Here is a 20,851-nt window from a genome sequence, read left to right on the forward strand (position 1 = left end):
AACAAATAGCTGCAATATCAGCCATAAGATACAAACTGTCTATCATGTTACGCTCACTTTGCTGATTACATATCGATATTTGCCGGATTTCTCAGGGGCAATTTCGGTTAAAGATTCTACAGTAACAGATACTTCTGCGCCAAGTCTTGCTTGAATTCCGGTAATAATAATATTCTGCGTCTGCTCATCGACTTCACCATTTTTTGATACAACTTGCACATGGGTATGTTGCATCGACTCTTGCACAATTTTAAACGCTTCGACGCTTTTGATATCCCTGAGAATATAAATTAGAGAAAGGCCATGCAAAATTGTCCCATCTGCAGCTACAACAAAATCGGTACTGCGCCCTTCAATTGATTCAAGCATGGGTAAACCGCGTCCGCAGGCACATTTTTTATCGGACATAATGGCAATATCACCGGTCCGATAGCGGATAAATGGAAACTCAGATGTCCCCATATGGGTAACAACAATTTCACCAGATTGTCCTGCCGGCAGCGGATTGCCCTGGGGATCGATTATCTCCACGACTATATCTTCATAAGACAAGTGCATGCCGCCTTCAGGACATTGGTGAGCAATGAATCCAGCATCTCTACCACCGTAACCATTAGCGACTGGGCAACCAAACACTTGTTCAATACTCTCGCGCTGATAGGGGTAAAGTCTTTCTGAGGTAACAAACGCGACCTTAATGCCTAAATTGTTCATTTCCATTCCATGTTGCTTAGCGGTTTTCGCCAGCAAATCGAACACCGAGGGATAACCAAATAGCATTTTCGGTTTAGTATCTCGAATGGTTTTCAAAAATGACAACAGCTTTTGTTCTGTCATATCAAATGCAGGAATTAATTCAGAGCGAAACAACCCATCACGAATCAATCGCACCCTATCTTGCGCTCCTAACTCAATGGGTGATCCCCAAGCAACAATCTCTTTATCGCCAATATCCACATCCCACCAGCGCGTAGCACGCCATTTTTCAGCGACATCGTGAGAAACACGTTCATTACCCAATAGAAATATCAGCGGTTGGCCGCTTGAGCCACCAGTATTAAACCGGGCTAACGGGCCAGCTACATCTGATTTTAGTTGGTCAAAATTAGCAGAAATCTTACTTTTATCTAAAAACGGCAATTTGACCAGATCTTCGGCGCTTTGTATGTCATTAGGACTGATGTTCGATGAATCAAACATTTGACGATAATAGGGCACATTTTTATATACGGTTTGGATAAAACGCTGCAACCGATTCGATTGTTCCTGCTGCAAGGTTTCTTTATCAAACCACTGGGACTTTTCTAACGATTTTCGAATTTTAACCGTATCATGCTTTTTAAGCTTTTCATGCAAAGGAAACAGCACATTAGAGACTATTTTGGTATACATTCCAGACATAAACTAGTGCTCCTTTGGGCTCAATAAATTGTTATAAATATCCATAATTTTAGCCATTCTGGTATCCCAATGATTTTGCTGTGCATATTCAACGATAGCCTGTCGATCCCACTCTTTGTTTAAGCCTTTTTTGAGTGATGTCAGCAGCGCCAAATGATCATCAAAAGGCACTATCTCGCCAACATCGTCACTATTTATGACTTCACTATTACCGCCAACGTCACTGGCGATAACAGGCGTACCGCAGGCCATACTCTCTAGAATAACATTGGCCCAACCTTCATTGGCAGTCGAAAGCACAAAGAGATCTGCAGATGATAGAGGATTACTGAGCTTATCGGGAGGTAGTGAACCTAAAAACTTAACCTGACTCTCCACCCCTAACCTTTTGACCTGTGCACGCAATTCAGCTTCAATATTACCTTCGGCACTCGCTCCACCGACAATTAGATAAACCAAATTAGGATAGATTTTTAATAATTCAGGAAGACATTCAATAACCCGATGAAAGCCTTTTCGTTTGACCAAACCGCCTACCGTAATAAGCACTTTAGCATCTTCTTCGATTGCCAGAAATTGTCGCGCTTTATGCGGACTCATCGCGGAAAACTTATGGGTATCAACCCCATTCCCTACAACCGTAAATTTATTCCCATCAGCACCTAGAGATACGGCAAGCTGTTTTAGTGAGTCGGCGACACAAATCATGTGATCAGCGTCTTGCCATGCTTGCAGCATTAACTTCAACTTATCAGGATCTTTGCTATGGGTTAATTCTGTTCCGCGCAATGTGATAGTGACTTTTTTATTCATGCGCTTAGCAAGTTTAGTCGCAGCTAATCCATCAGGATAAGTAAAGTGGCTATCGATAATATCAATTTTGTGTTGTTGCTCTAATTTTTTGAGTACTTTGTAAGCCGCTCGGGCCATCATCGCCCCATCTAACTTTCGAAAAAACTTCGGAATAGATAAAAATCGAGGGAAATGAACGGTGATCCCCTGCTGAACTTCCTTTTTTTCAGGCATAGGGCGATAATTAGGTTTGAAAAACCGAATCAAACCTTGTCCTGGAAACCATGGAACAGGGCTTATCACTTCAATGTCGGCATACTCTGCCACGCGAAACATTCTTTCACGCACAAACAAGCCAGATTGTTTGCGCACTGAGTTAGGGAATAAAGAACTCAAGACAACAATTCTTGGGCGTTTCATTGTCACTTACTCAGTAAATTTTCGTAAATAGACTGATAATTGGCAACTGAGTTTTTCCAGTTCCTAATTTGCATCACAAAATTACGTCCATTCTCAACCATTGCAGGCCAAGAATCACGATTTGATAAAACCTTTATAGCTGTATTGGCCAGCGCATCAATATTGCCACTGTCAAACAACCAACCGGTTTTGCCGTCTTCAATCAATTCTTTGTGCCCCCCCACATCAGAAGCAAGAACAAGTTTCCCTTGCGCCATAGCTTCCAACGGTTTAAGCGGCGTCACCAATTCAGTTAAACGCATGGGTTTTCGTGGATAAACAAGTAAATCAACCAAACTATAATATTTATCTACTTCAGAATGAGGAACGCGGCCAGGCATAATCACATGCTCTTGCAAACCAAGTTGTTTAATCTGATTTTTTAAATTCTGTTCTTGAGGTCCGCCACCCACTAACAAAAATACAGCATTAGGAATAGTTTTAAGAATTTGTGGCAAAGCGGCAACGATTAAGTCTAATCCTTCGTAACCGTAAAAGGATCCAAGGAATCCCAGCACCACTTTGTTATTTAAATTGTACTGTTTTTCTAATGCTTGATTACGCTCAGTGATAATATTGAATTGGTCAATATTGACTGCATTGGGTATAACGGTAATCTTACTGTCTGCAATGCCCCGAGCAAGCAGATCTTGACGCAGGCCTTGGCAAATAGTGGTCACAGCATTTGCTTTATTAACCACGTGAGTTTCCATTTTTTGTGTCAAACGATAACGTAAGTCGCCTTCTTTACAGGTACCGTGATCAACCGCTGCATCTTCCCAAAAAGCACGAATTTCATAGACTAAAGGTAGTCCGGTTTTGTTGGCTGCTTTGATAGCCGCCAAACCATTTAAGGCCGGTGAATGAGCATGCAAAATATCCGGCTTCTCAATTTCAATCGCTTCTAAAATACGATCTCGCAGAGGGTTCACTAAGGATAATTGATTTAACACGGGGAGTTTGCTGCTTAACCCTGTAGGTGGTTTAGTTCGATAAAACCTTAAACCATCCACATCTTCAATTTCAGCTTCACATATCCCTTGTTTAGCGCTAGTAACATGACAAGTTTCCCACCCTCGAGCACGCTGCTGATTCAAAATAGAGCGAGTACGAAAAGTATAACCACTGTGCAACGGGATGGAATGATCTAAAATGTGCATTATTTTCACGGCTTACTGCGCCTTTTGTTGACGTAAAAATGACTCAAACATCATTAATGTCCACAATGACGCGCTGTTGTCTCGTCGCCCAGAAATATGATCATTAATCAATCGTTGTAATTGTGACTTGTTGAAATAACCTGATTCAGTCATCTGTTTAGATAAAACCCCTTCATACAATCGTTCTTTCAGAGGTCCTCTAAACCAATTAGCTAAAGGCACGGCAAACCCCATTTTTTTGCGATACAGAACATCATGGGGAAGATGCGGTTCTAATGCCTTCTTGAATGAGAGTTTTCCGACCCCGTTAGCAAGGTTTTTATTAGTAGGCACGTTAAACGCCCATTCAACAAATTTGTGATCGATAATAGGCACTCGAACTTCAAGAGAATGTGCCATGGAAGCCCTGTCGACTTTAGTTAAAATATCGCCAACCAAATAGGTTTTCATGTCGATATACTGGGCTATTTTGGTTTCATCCAAATGTTTAACTTTATCACCGTATTTTTGGAAGATTTCCAGCGAAGTGTAACCATTAAGGCTTTGTTTATAGTCTTCTGAAAATAGTTTGGCTCTATCATCTGCACGCAGAATACTCATGGTGTTGTGATAGCCCTCTACAGTATCCATTGCCATGGATTGAAAGGTTGTTTTAGCCCGCAAAAATTTAGGAGCCCAATCCGCTTTTGGATATAACTTGCCTAGTGGACCAAAGATTGGCTTGCGCAAACCCAAAGGTAATAAGTTGCGAATTTTTTCTTCGGCCTGATGCATTCTGTAGCGACTATAGCCTGCAAATAACTCATCGCCACCATCACCAGAAAGCGCTACGGTAACGTGTTTCCTCGCTAATTCGCAGACTCTAAATGTAGGAATTGCTGAACTATCTGCATAGGGTTCATCGTATAAATGCGCTAATTGATCGACTAAATCAAAATCATCTTGGCCAACCACTTCAACACGATGATTGGTTTTATATCGATCTGCGACTGATTGTGCATATTCTGTTTCGTTAAACTCTTTTACATCAAAACCGATTGCACAGGTATTCACAGGTTCCGTTTGCAACTGCGACATCATAGCGACAACGGCACTTGAGTCTACGCCTCCGGATAAAAATGAACCTAAAGGTACATCAGCAACCATACGAATATCGACCGCTTCTTTGAGACGCTCTACAAGTTGCTCATCGATTTCCTTCTGATCGAGCGGATGGTCATAGTTTACAGGTACATCCCAATACTCTTTAGATTCTGGTAATCCTCTATCACCTTTGTGCAACATTAAGGTGTGACCAGGTGACAACTTAAAGGCGTTTTGATAAATAGTGTGAGGCTCTGGAACATAACCTAGGCTGAAGTAGTCTTCAATAGTGGTATTTCTAAGGTCACGATTAAAAGCTGGGTGAGCTGTGATGACTTTTAATTCAGAGCCGAAAATAAACTCACCGCTAGGTAATAGACTGTAGAAAAAAGGTTTAATGCCCAAACGGTCACGGGCAATAAACAAACACTCTTTTTGTCTATCCCATATCGCAAAGGCAAACATCCCTCTTAATTTATGTACACATTCTTCCCCCCACTCTAACCAAGCATTAAGGATAGTTTCAGTGTCACCATGGGTATTGAATGTGTAACCTTTAGCAGAAAGCTCTTTATGCAATTCTTTAAAGTTGTATATTTCGCCGTTAAACACAACACAAGCACGCTTATCAGCGCTTAACATCGGTTGAGGGCTGCCTTCTAAATCGATAATAGATAGACGTCTGTGAGCAAGCGCCACGCCTGGGTCAAAAAAGTAATCACCTGCATCAGGTCCTCGATGAATTTGTCGATCATTCATCTTTGCAATCAAATCAGCATCAACTCGGGTTTGATCTGACAGGTGAAAAATACCAGCTATTCCGCACATTCGTTAATCCTCAACCACTAAAGGCTTGATAAAGCTCATTATATTTCCCAACCATTGTATCTATACTAAAGTTTGCCACGCAATGGTTTCTTACGATAAGGCCATTTTTATGCTTAAGTTCAGGTGAACTAACATATTGACTCATCGCCGAGACTAGTGCGTTAATATCATTAACTTCAACTAGATGTGACTTTTTTAAATCTGCTGCAATCAATTCAGGATTTCCACCAACATTGGTGGCAATCACCGGTAAGCCGCTTGCCGATGCTTCAAGAATAGTGTTCGAAATCCCCTCAGCTAAGGAAGGCAATACAAAAACATCCATACAGTTCATTAGTTGCGCCACATCGGAACGATTACCAGCAAACCAAACTTGCGATGACAAATCTGCTTGTTGTGTCCTAGCCAACATTTTTTCCATCAGCACGCCATCACCAACAATGACTAAACGGAGACGCTCTTTATGTTCAGGAAATTGACCAACAAGCGCGATGAATGCTTCGAGTAAAAAGGGTTGATTTTTAACTTCGGCTAAACGACCTACAGTGCCAAAAACAAGCATGTTTTCGGTAGCGAAATGTTCAGGAAATAAGCTGAGGTCAGAATTTTGAGGAGTAAATTTATCGACATCGACACCATTACAAATATGTCGGATGTCATCAGTATAAACACCAATCGTATCGCGCAAATAATCAAAGGCTTCAGTAGATAACGCAACATACTTATGAATATAGGTTTTCATAAAGCGCCTAAGCATTTGATATTTTTTGTTTTGCCCATGCATATCATTGACATCCCAACCGTGTTCACCATGAATACGGTATGGCACCCTGCACCACCATCCTACCAGCTGATTTTCGATAGTAGCAGTATTACGAGTGTGCAGAATATCTGGGTTGAGCTTTTTTAATAATTTACGCAATTTAAAAAAGATACTGATGTCGTTACCATCTTTTTTTGCTAAATCAAAAAATTCGACGTTTTGAGTTTGAATACGTTGACAAAAAAGCTCGGAATAACCTTTCAAAGTAACAATTGTATGTTGGTACTTTTGAGAGTCTAAACGATTTATCAGATTGACCACACCATTCTCTAATCCACCGGTGTCAAACCGGTAAATGATATGCATGATGTGAATCTTTTTGAAATCCATGTCGATGTTATTCCCTACTCAATCTCAATTTAGCTAGAATTGTCTTCACTCAGTCTTGCTTTCATTCAGTAATGATTGCAATTCATCATTAAAAATTTGCTGCGACATATTCTCTAGCGCTTGTTTGGTTTTTTCATTCTTGTCATCAGGAACTGACAACATAATCAAGTAGCCATTTTGAGCCTGACCAAACAGCGCCTGAATGGCTTGTACCAATTTAATCTCTAAGGATTTGTGTGTCACCCGCCATGGAGTGACATAGGTATAACTTAATAAACGTTTATTCCCATAATTATCAATTATTTGCATCGAGCGATAAGTTGGGTTTCTATCTTCCGACACAATTGACCATTTTTCGATGTTATACAGTTTATTGCGTCCGTTAATCAATTCTTGTCCCTGAATATTCGCATTGTAATACGCAATGAAGAATTCAACGTCACCATTGGTGCCACGATAAACACTGGTTGGATTATGAAAAATCGGCAACCAAGTTGCAGTGTTGGACGTCTCATCGAGATTAAAGCTTGCGGCAAAATCTGGGTTAACAGGACTGACTGGATTCTCGAAAGCTGATTTATAACCTATGCTTACTCCGAGTATGAATACCAACGCTACTACAGGTTTGATTATCGAAGAAACGGGATAATCTGGTCCAGCTTCATTTTCTAGTTTTTCAGTTTTCGGAAGCGGATCAGCCCATCTCCCCCCAACAGTAAACATAATCAGAATAACCAAACCAAAAAATAACCAACCATAAATAAGGTGGTCGACCCCTGTAGCATATTTCATGTCCGACAAATGAGCGATCATCACTATGCCGTAGGCTCTTATTCCATTAGCCAGTAATGGTAAAAAGATTGAGAACAGGATAAAAATCAGACGTTTCTTAAGACCGTTATAATTCAAATATGCAAACAACGTACCTAGAGTAAACGAAGCGATTAAATATCGAATCCCCGAACAGGCTACCGCCACTTCAAATAGACCTCCTGGAATAGCGATATAGAGTCCTTCGCGGAATACTGGAATACCGGTCAATTGGATCGCAAAAACAGTAATATCAGCGGTTAACTCTTGTAACTGGGGAATCAAAAACTCACCTGCAGGAACGCTGAATAGCCAGAAGAACGATGTAAATAGCAGGATACGCGCGACCTGATTGCCCATCACGCACCAAATCATCATAGGTAACATAGCAAAGCTTGCTAACTGCTCTATTACTAAAACTTGCGCCATGCTGCCAAATAGCCAAACAAAAATAGTGCCGACTACAAAAATTAACGATATATAGGAAGGTTGAAGTGTGGCGTTATTTAATTTAGTCCATTTAAGTTTAATCAGGTAAATACAGATAGGTAAAATAATAAAACAATGGGTGAAGGTTTCTGAACGAATCCATATGGCGACTGTTGACGAAATACTGTCAAAGAAAACAGCTCCCCAAACAATAAATATCGCGATTAAATATTTGAAGATACTACTTTTCCAAAATGTCATAATTCAACCTTAAATAATCCAGCTAACTTGCTCATAGTGGCAGTCCACTGTAAATTTTCCATAATCCACTGACGATTTTCGGGTACTTCTGCAGGAGTATCCAAATAATGACAAACCGCTGAACAAAATTGCTCTGCATCATCAGTCACTCTGATATGTTCGTTTTTAGCGTCAATCCCTTCTATTGCCATACTTGTTGCCACTACTGGCTTGGCCATAGATAAAGCCTCTAACACCTTGTTCTGAATCCCTCTGGCGATTTGTAAAGGAGCCACAGATACTTTGGCGCTGCGTATAAAGGGTCGAACGTCTTTCACTCTGCCGGTAACCACAATACCATTAGTATTGTTTAACGATTTAACCTGCGCAGTTGGGTTGCCTCCAACCACGTAAAAAGTCGCATTTGGGTGTAGCGTTCTGATTTTAGGCCAAACGTGATTGACAAACCATATCACCGCATCGACATTTGCCCAATAATCCATTGCTCCAGTGAATACCACATCCACCTGTTCGGTTACCGCTTCAATGTCGCTATCAGGTGAAAAGTAATCCACGTCAACACCGTTCAACAAACCTTGTACCTTGCCATGCTGAAGCGTTGGCAATTGTTGTTTAAATAGCTCTGCTTCAGGATCAGAAACAAATAAAGCATGCTGCGAACGCTCGCAAACTCGATTTTCAAATCTTTTTAATTTCTGATGCTCTCGTCGATAAACCCAACGACTGATGCCTGTCTTGTTGTCTGCGTACTGTCGCCATTTATCTGAATCAACGTCCACATAGTCGACAACCTGATGAATCCTTTGTTGATGGGATGAAGTAAACATAGCCATCACCGAAGAGTAGATGAACACTTGTGTAATCTGTTGCTGGCGCAACGTTTTATCTACCCATTGTTGCATCTTAGGGTTCGCGTAATAGGGTTCAGAAATTGACTTACCGCTAATAAAAGCAGTTAACCCTTTGATTTTGGACCAGGTTTTATTCTGATTAATCAGAAAGACTTGCTTGCAGTATTTATCCATCTTTGATGCATATTGCCAATCGTAGGGATCATCCACGAAACTGCCTAAATAAATATCAAATCGTTCGCTCAATACTTTGAGCATATTAAACGAACGAATTTTATCACCTTTATTGGGTGGAAAAGGAATCCGGTGACACAAAAAAAGCAGCGGCGGCTTATTCATTCGCTTCTATCCCAAAAATTTGGATAGAAAGGGTCCAATGCGACGACTCAACCAAACAGGCAGTTTTTGCCACATTTTGATAAAGAACTGATACTTTGGATTATTTGGACTTAAATTAGGTAATGCTTCAGCTTTTACCAAATGAAATTGATAGTGCAACGCAACCGGTTCCATACCCCAAGTACGTTTGTACTTAAACGCACCTGAGTCGTCTTTACTTCGACCAAAATCAAAGTAATTGCATTGTTTATTTTCCAACGCATGGCACATCAACTGGTAATACATAAAGTCATTACTTTTCAGTGCTCTGGCATCAAACAAGCCTCCACCATAAAAAGGTAAGACTTGATTTTTGTAATAAAAACTAAGCACCGAAGAAACTGCTTTATGGTCTTTCTCTACGGTCAATACGTCACAGTTTTCAGCAAACTCTTGTTTTAATGCCGCGAAATACTTTTTCGGAAATACTGGCGTCCCTAAGTTGCGAACACTTTCAGAATACACATCGTAGGCTGTTTTAGTATCCTCTTCGATACGAAAACTAAGATCATTTTTTAAAGAATGCCTAACAACGGCTCTTTGTTTCTTTTTGATACCCGCTAAGATCGCTTCTGGTGTATCAGCGAGCTCCCAACCAAAAGAGGAGTGGGCGCATTTTTCCGTTAAATCAGGATTATTGCGCGCAAATGGATAACGCATTTCTAAATAATCCACCCCAAGTTTATGGGCGAGTTCAATAGCCTGCTTTTCTAAAAATAATGTGGCCTCTTCAGAGTCTGAAGCAACACCGCCGTAGACACAGAATGGCGTGGAAATGAGCGCATGACCAAAGAGTAAACTTTTTTGTTCAACTAAGGGTAGAACGCCGACAATAGTGTTATCAATGGTTGCATAAATATAATGACAGGAGTGACCGTAAACCGACTCAATAACTCGTTTCCAACCTGTTAAATGGAAAAAAGTGCCGGTATCAATACTATCTACAAAATCATCCCATTTTTGCGACTCTTGCGCACCGTCACCTAACTTACAAAGTTGGTAGTTTTCCGTCACTTATGCTACTCCATACACGTCTTTCATCGTTGACCAATTAAAGTCTGCCAGTAATCTTTCTAATTTTGCCTCGGTTTTATCCAAATTGATATAATGTCTAAAACGCGATTTTAATGGGGCATTAGTTAATCTTGGCTGCGCACCATCAATCTCCCAAGGATGAAAATAGAAAGAGTAAGGTTGTTTTTCCTGACTCAAATAGCGATTCACTAACATTCGAGTCATTTTATACGGATATAATCGAAAATAGCCCCCACCTCCAATAGGAATTTGTTTGCCCATTAGCTTTAACGTAGGGATAGGAATTTCGATAATATTTTCTGGTCGTTGGTAAGCAAACCTAGGCCAATCAGGTGTACCGTACAAATCATGTTTAACCGGATAAGTGCTAGAGCTATATTTAAAGCCCAACTCTGCTAACACTTCAAACGCCCATTCGTTATCATAACCAATAGAGAAACTTGGTGCCCGATAACCGATAACAGGCTCACCAATTAAATCTTCTAAATGATTTTTTGAGCGGGTAATGTCGGCAGTGAGTTCTTTACGGTTCTGCTGATAAGCTCTTCGATGTGCGTAACCATGGCTAGCAATTTCATGGCCTTGGGCATGAATATCTTTAATCAGTTGCGGATAAAGCTCTGCGACCCATCCAAGAACAAAAAACGTAGACTTCACATCGGCTTTAGCGAAAACATCAAGCAACCTGCGCGTATTAGCGTCAACACGGGGTTTATATTGATCCCAGTCTTCAGGCTTGATAATTGAGTCGAATGCAGAAACGTGAAAAAAATCTTCAACATCAACTGTCATAGCATTTAGCGCCGTATTTTTTACCACTTCATCGTCCCTTTCCGAACAATACAACTTCCACTGTTCGAATAAAAATAAGCATATCTAACAATAAACTTTGATGTTTCACGTAATAAAGATCGAATTTTAACTTTTCCATCGAATCTTCGACACTTGCGCCATAAGGATAATTGAGTTGTGCCCAACCTGCCAGTCCCGGCTTCACGTTATGCCGTTGATTGTAATATGGAATTTCCCTTATTAATTGTTCAACAAACTGCGGACGTTCTGGACGAGGGCCAATAAATGCCATTTCGCCTTTCAGCACATTAATTAATTGCGGTAATTCGTCGATACGATATTTCCGGATGAAAGCACCAATACGAGTTACTCGATTATCATTTTGTGAGGCCCATTTTGCACCGTCTTTTTCGGCGTCAGGGCGCATGCTGCGGAACTTTATTATTTTAAACAGCTTGCCATTTAAGCCCACTCGCTCTTGTTTATAAAAAACAGAGGTACCTGTCCGGCGCCCATCATCTAAATAGATAATAACAGCGGTCAACAACATAAACGGCCAAGTAAACAGCATCACAAATATAGCAACGAATGCATTGATGCCATATTCGAGAACATCTCGCAAATAGTTTTGGGAGTTAAATCCATTTGAATACACGACCCAACTTGGATACATCAAATTCACCACAATCTGACCCGTTTCACGTTCCATGAAATCAAGTAAATCGGTAATTTCCACACCGCGTAATCTGCAATCAAATAAGACTTCAATTGGCAACGTTCCTCTGCGTTGGTCACAGGCAATAATAATTTCGTCGATTTCATTATCAATTACATAATTACGGAAATTATCATCGATTTTAACGTGTACTAAGCGCTCGTTACGGATACCGTCCTCACGATTGTCTCCTGGGATAGGGATAAAACCTAATAACTCGAATCCCAACCTATCAACATCTCTACGCATTCTTTTTTCAATAATTGAAGCTCTTTCACCGGCTCCAATTACCACGATTCGAGTACGTCCAAGTCCAAGTAGACCTAAACGATTGGTAAAATAACGGAATGTGACAAGAGATAGAATCACTACTCCAGCAGCAACTGGCAGGAAGTAAGGATGCATCCTCAGCTCTTCCATAAAGGTACTGGTTATTACTTCTACAACGAAATAAGTTAGGGCTAAGCTAACAAAGATTCGTCTTATAATGCCACGGAAGGTTTCTCTTAATTTGGCTTCATACAATCCCACAGAGAGAGATGAAACCAACACTAAAAAGGTCATAAGAGAGATATTAGCCGCTAGTTTTAAAATGCTTGGAGATTCTACATCTAGAATACTCACTACTAAAAAGTTTGCTAAGTACGCAGAATAAGAAACGATCACTGCTTCTGCGAGAACAAGAGCATTGGACCTTTTATTTTGTTTGTTGGTCGCTGCCATTAGCTCTTACCTATGGATTTTTTTGCTAAATTTATCATATGCTAAACGAATTATTTGAGATAGACTAACTTTTCTGGTCAGCCATTATAGAGATTATAACGCTCGGGTAAATGGCTGATTTGCTACATTTGTTTCTGTTTGGATAGGAAAGACATAATATGAAAGCAAGTAGAATAGCTCAATTATTGATTGCAGCTGCTGCATTTACGGCGTTAAATGCATGTACCAGCTCAGGCAATTCTTTGCCTCAAGCAACTACAAGAGCATCTTTAACCACGAATATAGACGACTACAGTTATTTGATCGGTCCAGGAGATAACCTTTCGATTTTTGTATGGCGTAACCCAGATGTATCCGGATCATTTTTGGTTCGTCCAGATGGCATGATTACAACTTCATTGGTTGAAGACATCCCAGTTTCCGGTAAAACCCCTACAGCTCTAGCCCGTGACTTAGAACAGGAACTTGGCAAATATATACGTGATCCTATCGTGACAGTCAGTGTCAGTGGTTTCAACGGCCCTTTTAGTGAGCAAGTTAGAGTAGTTGGCGAAGCATCTTCACCGAGAGCTATTAGTTACTCTGAGGACATGACGTTATTGGATTTGATGATTCAAGTAGGCGGTCTAACTGAATTTGCAGACGGAGACGGTGCCAAATTAATCAGAGTCGTAAATGGTGAGCAAAAGGAATTCTCAGTGAGATTGGATTCACTGGTTAAAGAAGGGAATATTTCAGACAATGTAGATATCCTTCCCGGTGACATATTAATTATTCCAGAAGCTTGGTTTTAGGCTTTACAGTTAGTAATAATTAGTAAATTAAAGGTTAAAAAGACTTATCTATGTTAGGAATTCAGGAAGCGATAGATCAAATCCACACCTATGTAAAAGGTGTCTGGATAAAGAAACGCTATATCATCATATCGACTTGGTTAATATGTCCACTCGGATGGGCATATGTGGCTAATTTACCAGACCAATATGCATCATCTGCGCGTTTATTTGTTGATACCAGTAGCTTGTTACGTCCACTTTTGAGGGGGCTCGCTGTATACAATAACCCCAGTGAACAAGTTAACCTTGTAGCGCGAACCTTATTGAGTCGTCCAAATTTAGAAAAAATAGCCAGGGAAGCGGATCTTGACATTACCGTGACCACCCAAGCTGAAATGGATGACTTGATAAATAACATGCGCAGGGATATTAAGCTCAATAGTACTGCTGAGCAGAATATTTATAGTATCAGATATAATTCCCCTTCCCCTGAACTAGCGCAAAAAATCGTTCAAATAACACTCAATGAATTTGTCGAAAACTCGTTAGGCAACAATCGCCAAAGTAGTGACTCTGCAGAAGAGTTTATTAATCGCCAAATTGAGGAATACGAGCAACGACTTGAAGAAGCTGAACAACGATTAGCAGCCTTTAAAGTTAGCCGCATTGACCGTGCCCCAGGCTCTAGCCGTGACTATTACAGTCAATTACAACGTCAAATAAGTGAACTACAGTCCACTGAATTACGCATTTTAGAACTTAACTCCCAATTAGAAGCGGCTAAAGCGCAAATGATTGGCGAGGCTCCAGTTTTCGGTTTGGCAGCCCCAGATTCTCGTGTGGCTCCTTCGATTTCTACTAAGTATGATAATCGAATTGCAGCCCTTGAAAGTAGCATTGATGACTTACTTATCCAATACACAGAAATTCACCCTGAAGTCGTCAAAACCAAAAACTTACTTGAGAATTTATATGACGAACGTGAAGCGCATATAAAAAGTTTAAGTGATGTGGCTGAAGAAACTGGCTCCTACAGTCAATTTGGGAATATTAACCAAAATCCCGTTTATCAAGAATTAAAACTTTCTGTTGCACAGTATGAAGGCCAATTATCTCAACTGAATGTTCGAGCTGATAATATTCGATCGAAGATCGCCGAGTTAGAGAAGATTGTTGATTTAGTTCCGCAAATTGAAGCGGAAGCTCAAGGTCTCAACCGAGATTATGAAATTACTCGGGAAAAATACCTCGAGTTAATAAGTCGCCGTGAACAAGCTGAACTATCACGTAAAGCTGAAGCAACTTCCGATGATGTACAGTTTCGTGTAATCGATCCTCCTACCCTGCCTACCAAACCTTCTGGGCCAAATAGAATATTGTTTTATTCAATGATTTTATTTGTCGGTTTTGGCACAGGTCTTGGTATCGCGTTTTTAGTTAGCCAAATTAACCCTGTTGTACTTAGTCCTAGTCAATTAGTAAGTAATTTTGGTATTCCTGTATTTGGTAAAGTTTCCCATATCGATGCAAAGGCTATCGCTAAGGTAGATCGGCGTAGAATGCTTGTATTTAGTGCTTCAAGCCTTGCATTATTGTTGATATTTATTGGATTAGTATATGCTGATATTGTGTACGGTAGATTGCCTATTTATCTTTTGGGGAATTTGATATGAGTACTATAGAAAAAGCACTACAAAAGAATAAACAATTGAAGGCTGAGAATTCAGAGAAATCAACTCTAGAAGCAGCTCAAGAAAAAGCCCAGCAAATAGCCCAAAACGCTAAGAGTGAGGCAAGCAGTGAAAACAGTGGTTTAGAGTCTAAAACTGATTTAGATGTTAAAAATGAGAGCTCAGCAGCTCAACAAAGCGACATTCTTACACAAACAGATGAAAGACAAGAGCCTGTTATCTCTGATAAAGAGCCAGAAGTATTGTCCTACGAGACGTCAAAGGAAAAATTCATTCCTTTAACCCATATTCAAAAAGAAGGTTTTGTCTCTAACATGGGACGCAATACCATCAATGAAGAATATCGCGCGATAAAACGTAAAGTTTTGAGTAACGCTTTTGGTCCTTTGTCAAAAACTTTGACCAACGCAAATATTGTGATGGTAACGAGTCCGAACCCAAATGAAGGCAAGACATTTACGGCCATTAACTTAGCGTTAAGTATAGCCTTGGAACAAGATAAAACAGTGTTACTGGTTGATGCAGATGTGCTTAGACCCAGCGTAATGAAAACTATCGATCAACCATTTGAAAGTGGTTTAATGGAGTATTTGTTAGGGGAAGTAGATGATTTAGCAGACGTTATTCATCATACCAGCTTAGATACTTTGAGAATCATCCCTGCGGGTAAGTCTCACCATTTGTCTACCGAGCTTTTGGCCAGTGAAAAAATGTTGGAGTCCGTGAGTGAGTTTGCAAATCGTTATCCAGACCGTGTTGTAATCATAGACAGTCCTCCTTTATTGGGCATAAACGAAACTGCCATATTAGCGAATCTAGCAGGGCAAGCTGTGGTTGTAGTGCAGGAAGGCAAAACCTCATTAAATAGATTATCCCAAGCCGTTGAGCATCTTAATCCAGACATGGCAAAAGGATTTGTGCTTAATAAGTCTAAACAAAATAATAGTAACGGTGCAGGATATTACGGTTATTACTATGGTAGCGATGAGAAAAAGTAGTAGGGAAGAATTTTGAAATTAGTTTATGTTTTTGCATCTGGAACGCTTGCTTTTTCAACGCTAGCCAATGCTGAGTTAAAATTCAATTCTAATTTTATGGCGTCTTATGTAAATGACTCGTCTAAATCTGAGGCTTTTTCTCGTCGTAAGTCCAATATTTTAACCTTGCAACCCTCTTTGGGAGCCGTGTACACAGCTAAAAAAGTACAAGGCGCTGCGAACGTTAAATATATCAAAGTTAACAATAATGCTAGTGGTGGAGCTAGTGATATCGAACTTAATCAAAACAATACCTTTACTAGTTTTGATTATAACGGTCGATTAAATGTGATAGAAAATGTGCTTACTCTCTCGGCAGTTGGTGCGCAGTCATATAATAATACCATTGCAGGAAACGCTTTGGTAAATGATGAGTTATTTGGAAGCCAAGAGTTATCTAAAACGCAAAGAAATACTGCCAGTTTCAATCTTAATTTGAGTCAAGGAGATTGGATTGGTTTAGGAATGGGCGGCAGTTATTCCAATGTAAAAAGTGATAGACAAGTTTATACCAATAGTAAATTGGACAGTGACAATACATCCTTAAATGCTCAAATCTACTCTGGTGATGAAGTAAAATTAGTTAACTGGAACCTTGTTGGTACCTACAATGAAACAAATGGTTCTGGTTTCAACGATTCTATATCACAAATGTATCAAGGCGATTTTAGAGTAGGTTTGTTTAGCGAATTGAACCTGGTATTCACCGGGCAAAGTGAAAAAAATGAAATTAGTAGTACTGATACAGATTCTACAAGTAACTTTGATTACAATAGTTATGGTTTAGGTTTATCTTGGTATCATTCTGCACAGCGCTTTATCGATGTGACTTACAATCGTTCCACGAGAGACGAGGATGAAACCCAAGGTTTCTTGGGCCTGAAATTTAATTGGCGCTTCACTTCAAGAACATCTATACACGGAGAATACGGACGCCGATTTTATGGAGAAAGTGGTAGCTTAGGGCTAAGTCATAAAACTAGAAAAATTCGTACCGAAATAACTTATGAAGAAGATGTAACTAACTACACGCGGTTAATTGCGGGTGACGTTATTACCGGTTCTTTTGTTTGCCCTATTGGATCTAGTGATATATTGCAGTGCTTTCAGCCTCCCTCTATAAATTATGAGCTGCAACCTGGGGAAGAATATTCGAACTTCAGTTTTATTGTTCCTGAAATTAGTGAAGCCGAAATACTAAGAAAAAGTTTTATAGCAAATATTGGTTACAGCTTCCGTAAAGTAAATTCTAACCTGACGTTTAGAAATACAAATACAGAATATTTAGACGGCTCACGGGAACAGCAAACCCAAACCATATCGTTGAATAACAGCTTACAAATGAATCGTAAGTCGACGCTTAGCGGTTCTTTAACTTACACTCGTTTTGATAATACAGTAGATGAAGATAGATTGAGCGCAGATAACGACGAAGTATTAAGTGCAAATATCAACTTCACTCGAAAAATAAATCGAGATCTCAACGCTACGATTAGTTATCAACATACACTTCGTCGCTCCCCCGTGCAAAATCGGGATTTTGATTCTGACCGAATTTCATTGCAGCTAAAATACAAACTGTTTTAATTCTGCGGTTGGTGTATAAGTCTCGACTTAACTTAAACTAACATTGATTTAAAGTTATAGTAATTTAAGATTATTTAGGATTAGTCAACTGCGGCGAAAATAGAAGCGTTAAAGAGGATAGTTCTTAATACGAGGGTAAATTATTGTTAAGAACTCAATGCTAGTTCCTCATCTCTTAATTCAGCTGTAATGTATATATCTTTATTTTTACACATCAAAGTAGCTTCAAACCAAAGTAAGATAAATAAATACTGCCTGCGTTATAAATACGTTTTTAGGAATTAATTACCGAGAAAATGGGACACGCGGAGGATTAATCGACCGATAAATCCGCAGCCAATAGCTAACTTCCCTCAACAGTCACTCAACTAATATATCTTTAGTTTTAATCAATGAGCGCGGTAAGGTTCTGTCAAATAACTTTAGCGCTAGCCAAAACCCAACTTAGGATAGATACAGCAATTAATACGGTAAATATTTCTCGATTATATTTACCGTGAAAATACGCCTTTCTTCTGTTTCTAAATTGGTCGTGGAATCTAGCCCCACTGTTTCCTGCACTTTTTAACGGTCTCATGGCTCCCCCAAAATATCGGTAAAATAAATACTCCAGAACTATTAGAGATTAATACACACAAATAGTTCAAATTTCAACCAATTAATTTCATAGGTAAAATTGTAAAACCACATTTTTAAACAATTTACCTATTAATTCAATCAATTAGTTGAAATTTCAGGTCTAGTTTTTAGTCATCCGATTTCAAGCGAACATAAGTTTTATATTTTTTCTTTAATAAATTGTCGATATAGCGAGTCAATTTTATTTTATGGCTGATAGCGTTATCTAATGCGTCAGTCAATTCATTCAACATGGTTTTGTAATATTGTACATCTTTGACTCTGCCATCAGGTGTCAACTCAGACATCACCTCAGCCCCACCGTCAGTCTTTGGTTCGGGGGCTTTGGGCTGCGGTTGTCCTGCAGCAGGCAATGGTGTTACCCCTGTCCCCTCTTCGGGACGGAACATTTCATCAGCCACTTCTGCAGTCACGGTATCAACCGCCTTTTCATCTAAATACGTCAGCTCTTCTAAAAATCCATATAAAAGAATTCGATCCATTAGTGTATTTATTCGGCGAGGAACGCCGTTGGTAAATTGATATATTTTGTCAAAGGCACCGTCTGCAAACAGTTTGTCATTTTCTAAACCCGCATGTTTTAAGCGGTACTCAATATATTCCCTGCACTCGGGTTCATTGAGAGGCGCAAGATGACATGATGCAACAATACGCTGACGAAACTGCTCCATATTGGGTGCTCTTAGAATCGGTTGCAATTCTTCTTGCCCCAATAAAAAGCTCTGTAGCAATGGTTTACCTTGTTGTTGAAAGTTCGACAGCATTCGCAACTCTTCAATTGTTTCCAACGGTAAGTTTTGCGCCTCATCCACAATCAACAGTGCTCGCTTGCCTAACTTGTGCAAATCAAATAAGTACTTTTCCAAGTCTTTTAGAATGTCAGCTTTGGTTTTATTTAACGTATCGACTTCAAATTTACTAGCAACCATTTTTACTAATTCATCTGGCGACAGCTTTGGCGTCACAATTTGTGCAGCCACAATATCATCTTCGATGTTATCAAGAAGACTATTAGCAATAGTTGTTTTACCGGTACCTATATCACCAGTAATTACGATAAATCCTTCCGCCTGCGACAATCCATATTGAAGATAAGACATAGCTCTTTTGTGCCATTTACTGGCAAAAAAGAAACTAGGATCAGGTGTAAGTTGGAAAGGCTTCGACGAGAGTCCATAATAATTTTCATACATAGCGCAAAATCACCTGAGATACTGATTACTTTTGAGGTGAGTAGCTTAGCGGGGTGTGCTGCAAGTCGCAAATTTTTTATACAAAATGACGATGCTTAAAAGGAGAAAACTACCCTTTTGATATATGCAAATAAAAATTTATGCTTTTCTTTTAAACTTTGCAATACTCTCAATTCAAGCAACCTTCAAGCGGTACAAAAAATGGACGAAACTATGCAAAATGGCTCAGATACGATTGATATGATCACTGAGACAGGAATAGAGTTATCAATGACCTATGGGCCAAAGCTAGTGCTCGCCTTGGTCGTATTAATTGTTGGATTTTGGGTCATTGGCGTCATTTTAAAGGGCATTGACCGAGCTTTGGCAGGGGCTAAAGTTGACGAGACCTTAAACAAATTTTTACACAGTATAATCAGTGTCACGCTCAAACTAATGTTAGTAATAGTGTTTGCCTCAATGATAGGGGTAGAAACAGCGTCGTTAATCGCTATGCTTGGCGCAGCTGGTTTGGCTATAGGACTCGCACTACAGGGCAGTTTGGCCAATTTTGCTGGCGGGGTGCTGATTTTATTATTTAAACCTTTTAAAGCCGGTGATGTCATTGAAGCTCAGGGATTTTTAGGTAAAGTCAAAGAAATTCAAATTTTTAATACGATTGTACTGACTCTTGATAATCGAAGGGTAGTCATCCCCAACTCATTACTTTCTAACGGTTGTGTTACTAATTTATTTTGCGAAGAAAAACGTCGTGTAGAAGTCACTTTTGGGATTAGTTATGACGATGATATTGCTAAAGTAAAACAAATTCTAAAAGATGTATTAAGTGCTGACGAACGCATTTTAACCGATCCTGAGATGGAAATTTTTGTTTCTGCACACGCCGACAGCTCTATTAATATACTCACCCGTTGTTGGGTAAAAAGTGAAGACTATTGGCAGGTGCATTTCGGATTACATGAAAAAGTGAAATACGCGTTTGACGAAAACGACATCACAATTCCTTTCCCACAACGGGATGTGCATCTATTTCAAGCTAAGTAAATTGGCAGCAATTA

At 39.7% G+C, this 20,851-nt stretch carries 16 protein-coding genes; 5 read left to right on the forward strand and 11 right to left on the reverse strand.

Features of this window, described 5'->3' with window-relative positions:
* Window positions 1-42: 42 nt before the first annotated feature.
* The 10 genes from VUI23_RS14560 to VUI23_RS14605 are packed head-to-tail and all read right to left on the reverse strand — an operon-like array spanning window position 43 to window position 12,870.
* On the reverse strand, window positions 43-1,401 hold the full coding sequence (locus tag VUI23_RS14560; RefSeq protein WP_342804800.1) for an AMP-binding protein: 1,359 nt from the start codon (window positions 1,399-1,401) through the stop codon (window positions 43-45).
* Between the two features lie 3 nt (window positions 1,402-1,404).
* Entirely contained in the window at window positions 1,405-2,589 is a 1,185-nt protein-coding gene (locus VUI23_RS14565) for a glycosyltransferase (RefSeq protein WP_252729065.1), read from the reverse strand.
* A gap of 26 nt (window positions 2,590-2,615) precedes the next feature.
* Window positions 2,616-3,812 carry a TIGR04063 family PEP-CTERM/XrtA system glycosyltransferase gene (locus tag VUI23_RS14570; protein ID WP_342808300.1) on the reverse strand — a complete coding sequence of 399 codons (1,197 nt, stop codon included), beginning with the start codon at window positions 3,810-3,812 and terminating at the stop codon, window positions 2,616-2,618.
* A gap of 12 nt (window positions 3,813-3,824) precedes the next feature.
* Window positions 3,825-5,723 (reverse strand): XrtA/PEP-CTERM system amidotransferase, encoded by a 1,899-nt coding sequence (locus VUI23_RS14575; protein ID WP_342804801.1) that lies wholly within the window; start codon window positions 5,721-5,723, stop codon window positions 3,825-3,827.
* Window positions 5,724-5,733: 10 nt separating this feature from the next.
* On the reverse strand, window positions 5,734-6,876 hold the full coding sequence (locus VUI23_RS14580; protein ID WP_342804802.1) for a TIGR03088 family PEP-CTERM/XrtA system glycosyltransferase: 1,143 nt from the start codon (window positions 6,874-6,876) through the stop codon (window positions 5,734-5,736).
* Between the two features lie 45 nt (window positions 6,877-6,921).
* Complete coding sequence (gene xrtA / locus VUI23_RS14585; protein ID WP_342804803.1) at window positions 6,922-8,376, reverse strand: exosortase A; 1,455 nt, start codon at window positions 8,374-8,376, stop codon at window positions 6,922-6,924.
* Complete coding sequence (locus VUI23_RS14590; RefSeq protein ID WP_342804804.1) at window positions 8,373-9,566, reverse strand: TIGR03087 family PEP-CTERM/XrtA system glycosyltransferase; 1,194 nt, start codon at window positions 9,564-9,566, stop codon at window positions 8,373-8,375. Before VUI23_RS14590 ends, xrtA begins: the two co-directional genes overlap by 4 nt.
* Before the next feature lie 6 nt (window positions 9,567-9,572).
* Window positions 9,573-10,619: a FemAB family XrtA/PEP-CTERM system-associated protein gene (locus tag VUI23_RS14595; protein WP_342804805.1), complete on the reverse strand. Its 1,047-nt coding sequence runs from the start codon at window positions 10,617-10,619 to the stop codon at window positions 9,573-9,575.
* Complete coding sequence (locus VUI23_RS14600; protein WP_216048560.1) at window positions 10,620-11,432, reverse strand: XrtA system polysaccharide deacetylase; 813 nt, start codon at window positions 11,430-11,432, stop codon at window positions 10,620-10,622.
* A gap of 28 nt (window positions 11,433-11,460) precedes the next feature.
* Complete coding sequence (locus VUI23_RS14605; RefSeq protein ID WP_342804806.1) at window positions 11,461-12,870, reverse strand: TIGR03013 family XrtA/PEP-CTERM system glycosyltransferase; 1,410 nt, start codon at window positions 12,868-12,870, stop codon at window positions 11,461-11,463.
* 158 nt (window positions 12,871-13,028) lie between these two features.
* Between VUI23_RS14605 and VUI23_RS14610 the strand changes: the two genes are divergently transcribed.
* The 4 genes from VUI23_RS14610 to VUI23_RS14625 are packed head-to-tail and all read left to right on the forward strand — an operon-like array spanning window position 13,029 to window position 17,961.
* Window positions 13,029-13,664 carry an XrtA/PEP-CTERM system exopolysaccharide export protein gene (locus tag VUI23_RS14610; protein WP_342804807.1) on the forward strand — a complete coding sequence of 212 codons (636 nt, stop codon included), beginning with the start codon at window positions 13,029-13,031 and terminating at the stop codon, window positions 13,662-13,664.
* Window positions 13,665-13,714: 50 nt separating this feature from the next.
* Window positions 13,715-15,319 carry an XrtA system polysaccharide chain length determinant gene (locus VUI23_RS14615; protein WP_342804808.1) on the forward strand — a complete coding sequence of 535 codons (1,605 nt, stop codon included), beginning with the start codon at window positions 13,715-13,717 and terminating at the stop codon, window positions 15,317-15,319.
* Window positions 15,316-16,335, forward strand: a complete 1,020-nt coding sequence (locus VUI23_RS14620) for an XrtA-associated tyrosine autokinase (RefSeq protein WP_342804809.1) — start codon at window positions 15,316-15,318, stop codon at window positions 16,333-16,335. The genes VUI23_RS14615 and VUI23_RS14620 overlap by 4 nt, the downstream gene beginning before the upstream one ends.
* Before the next feature lie 12 nt (window positions 16,336-16,347).
* A complete protein-coding gene (locus VUI23_RS14625) occupies window positions 16,348-17,961 on the forward strand; it encodes a TIGR03016 family PEP-CTERM system-associated outer membrane protein (RefSeq protein ID WP_342804810.1) in 1,614 nt (537 codons plus the stop codon).
* Between the two features lie 746 nt (window positions 17,962-18,707).
* Here VUI23_RS14625 and VUI23_RS14630 read toward each other — a convergent pair.
* The gene (locus tag VUI23_RS14630; protein WP_216048092.1) at window positions 18,708-19,793 is read right to left on the reverse strand and encodes an XrtA/PEP-CTERM system-associated ATPase; all 1,086 of its coding nucleotides are present in this window, start codon (window positions 19,791-19,793) and stop codon (window positions 18,708-18,710) included.
* Window positions 19,794-19,994: 201 nt separating this feature from the next.
* Here VUI23_RS14630 and VUI23_RS14635 point away from each other — a divergent pair, with 201 nt between their 5' ends.
* The gene (locus tag VUI23_RS14635) at window positions 19,995-20,837 is read left to right on the forward strand and encodes a mechanosensitive ion channel domain-containing protein (protein ID WP_216048091.1); all 843 of its coding nucleotides are present in this window, start codon (window positions 19,995-19,997) and stop codon (window positions 20,835-20,837) included.
* The last annotated feature ends 14 nt before the right edge of the window (window positions 20,838-20,851 follow it).

The organism is Alteromonas sp. M12, assembly GCF_037478005.1.
Lineage (GTDB): Bacteria > Pseudomonadota > Gammaproteobacteria > Enterobacterales > Alteromonadaceae > Aliiglaciecola > Aliiglaciecola lipolytica_A.

What these genes read in the sequence shown, in the direction of transcription:
- VUI23_RS14560 (WP_342804800.1), bottom strand. Translation starts at nt 1,401, where the DNA reads ATGTCTGGAATGTATACCAAAATAGTCTCTAATGTGCTGTTTCCTTTG.
- VUI23_RS14570 (WP_342808300.1), bottom strand. Translation starts at nt 3,812, where the DNA reads ATGCACATTTTAGATCATTCCATCCCGTTGCACAGTGGTTATACTTTT.
- VUI23_RS14575 (WP_342804801.1), bottom strand. Translation starts at nt 5,723, where the DNA reads ATGTGCGGAATAGCTGGTATTTTTCACCTGTCAGATCAAACCCGAGTT.
- VUI23_RS14580 (WP_342804802.1), bottom strand. Translation starts at nt 6,876, where the DNA reads ATGGATTTCAAAAAGATTCACATCATGCATATCATTTACCGGTTTGAC.
- xrtA (WP_342804803.1), bottom strand. Translation starts at nt 8,376, where the DNA reads ATGACATTTTGGAAAAGTAGTATCTTCAAATATTTAATCGCGATATTT.
- VUI23_RS14590 (WP_342804804.1), bottom strand. Translation starts at nt 9,566, where the DNA reads ATGAATAAGCCGCCGCTGCTTTTTTTGTGTCACCGGATTCCTTTTCCA.
- VUI23_RS14600 (WP_216048560.1), bottom strand. Translation starts at nt 11,432, where the DNA reads ATGACAGTTGATGTTGAAGATTTTTTTCACGTTTCTGCATTCGACTCA.
- VUI23_RS14605 (WP_342804806.1), bottom strand. Translation starts at nt 12,870, where the DNA reads ATGGCAGCGACCAACAAACAAAATAAAAGGTCCAATGCTCTTGTTCTC.
- VUI23_RS14610 (WP_342804807.1), top strand. Translation starts at nt 13,029, where the DNA reads ATGAAAGCAAGTAGAATAGCTCAATTATTGATTGCAGCTGCTGCATTT.
- VUI23_RS14615 (WP_342804808.1), top strand. Translation starts at nt 13,715, where the DNA reads ATGTTAGGAATTCAGGAAGCGATAGATCAAATCCACACCTATGTAAAA.
- VUI23_RS14620 (WP_342804809.1), top strand. Translation starts at nt 15,316, where the DNA reads ATGAGTACTATAGAAAAAGCACTACAAAAGAATAAACAATTGAAGGCT.
- VUI23_RS14630 (WP_216048092.1), bottom strand. Translation starts at nt 19,793, where the DNA reads ATGTATGAAAATTATTATGGACTCTCGTCGAAGCCTTTCCAACTTACA.
- VUI23_RS14635 (WP_216048091.1), top strand. Translation starts at nt 19,995, where the DNA reads ATGGACGAAACTATGCAAAATGGCTCAGATACGATTGATATGATCACT.